Source organism: Rhabdochromatium marinum (genome assembly GCF_016583795.1).
Taxonomy (GTDB): Bacteria; Pseudomonadota; Gammaproteobacteria; order Chromatiales; family Chromatiaceae; genus Rhabdochromatium; species Rhabdochromatium marinum.
Genome location: NZ_NRRS01000146.1, coordinates 1 through 2,133, shown reverse-complemented (window position 1 = coordinate 2,133; position 2,133 = coordinate 1). Strand labels below are relative to the sequence as shown.

Here is a 2,133-nt window from a genome sequence, read left to right as displayed (position 1 = left end):
ACAAAGGCAGTATACGAATATAATCTTTGTGTCCATCGGGGTTCCTCGCCAGTCGTTGTGCAGTAGGGGTACTTACAACGCTAGCAAACTCCGATGGACGCCAGCTTATCAAGGTGGCAACTTGGGTATTTTTTATTACCTTAGCAATTTCTTCCTCAGGTATCCCACTTATGGCATTGTATAAGTCTTTTATTTTCTTTAGCCCCGCACCCAACTCTTTATCGTGCTCTTCTGGATTATGGTGTTGGCGATGAACAGATATATTCCTTAGCTGGCGTATTGAATCAAAATATTCTCTAGGTCGCTTGTTTTCCATTACTGATGAGTCGATAAGTTTGAGTAGCGAATAAAATCTTTTGTCATGCCAGATCATCACAGGCCTTGATAACTCATCATGCCCTAGCAGTTCATGAGATTTTGCTTCAAGTAATGAGTATGCAGTGGAAATAGCCGAAAGCATGTCATATTTTGCAATAGCATCAACTTTTGAAAATACATTTTCATTACCTAGCCCAATTAACTGCATTCCGTTTTCTGTAAAGTACTCTTCGGCGATTTCATCAAACTCAATTGAATAATGATCGTGCATGCACGTACGAAACAAATCTATTACAAAATCAAGGTAATACAGTACTGATTCACGACTCGGATATCCAAATTTATGCTGAATTACATTTCTATCATCTATCAGCATTTCAATATTGGGCCTATGCTTGATTTTTATGCCGTGGGAATCAAGGATAGAAAACGCCTTCCAAACGACAATCGTATTTTTGTTATTACTTTCATAAATAGATTGACCAATATCAATGACCATGTCTTTCAACAATAGCTCTACAGCATTGCTTATATGCAGAACGATAAATTTATTTTTCTTGTCTTCATCAAGTTCCAGGAGCTCGACTGCATGCCCAAGCAGTTCCATGGAACTTATAAATAATGGCGATTTTTCAGACATGCCTGATTCTCAATAAAATGGCTAACGCCTGAATTCAGCGGCGTTTGAGACGACGCGTGCTTTTGCGGAAGCAAAAGTGCGTGGCGGGTCAAATGTCCGCTGCAATGATTTGTGGTACGCCCGGCATGGGCATGAACTAATGGGGTGAAAGTCCCCTGTAGGAGGATCACCGTCTGGTCTCTGATCAGGCGAAAACGACTAGCGAAGGGCAAGGGCCGAGCCGCGAGGCGAAGTCTGAAGGAAGCCTGGAGCAAATCTGCGAGCCTACGAACAGAAACGTCATAGAAGACCGAGCCCGGGGGCGAGCTAGCCACAGATAGCGAAGCCCGGTGATCCGACGTGGGTACGGTAAATGGCGAGGTTGTGCAGAGAAAGTTCATGTTCTTATCCGGGGAGATCTGTCTTGCGAGCGGTCCGTGTGCCTATGGGAGTCGAACTGAGGCCCCGTCCGAAAGGGCTGGAATCGCCATCGAACCCTACGGGGGCTGTGGTCGCCAGGGGAGCCGGACTGAGGGCCGACGCGAAAGCGCTGGAATCGCCACCGGACCCTGCCGTGACTCGGGCAGCGCGTCGTGCGGCAACGCTTGGCGTGATGAGACAGAAGTCAGCAGACGGCATAGTAGCCAAACGCCCACCGTAATGGGTGGGACAGGGTGAAGGCCTGAACCTTCGGCAACGAGTGAGCCACGTGTGTCTCACTGATCTTACCGTACCCGACCGGGTGAAAGGATCGTGGCGATGCATCGTGTAACCAGCGTTGAAAGCGGCCATTAACGGTTGTCTTTTCCAATCCGGAGGAAGCGCCCCGTGCGGACCCGCATGCGGGGTGCTGTGGGAGCCGGGGGAGAAAAACCCCCGGCGACCCGATTACGCCCGGCATGGGCATGAACTGATGGGGTGGAAGTCCCCTGTGGGAGTACCTGAGATGTCCGCGCAGCGGACGGAAACAACCACTAGCCGACGGCAAGGGCAGCCCCGTGAGGGTCTGTCTGGAGGAAGCCCGAGCGCAAAGGTGCGAGCCGACGAACAGAAATCGCATAGAAGGCTCGGGTGCGGCCTCGACAAGATGTTATTTCGAGGAGTATGCTCTAAGCCTCTGTAAATGATGAGGCGAGGAGCGATCATGGCCACGGTTGTTCGGCGTTCGGGCGAAGAGATCACCATCGAAGTGAGCC

General features: G+C 49.9%; 1 protein-coding gene. It reads right to left on the bottom strand.

Features of this window, described 5'->3' with window-relative positions; genetic code table 11:
- Positions 1-958: hypothetical protein (locus CKO36_RS18795; protein WP_200286434.1), on the bottom strand; the 958-nt coding region annotated here is incomplete at its 3' end.
- Positions 959-2,133 lie beyond the last annotated feature (1,175 nt).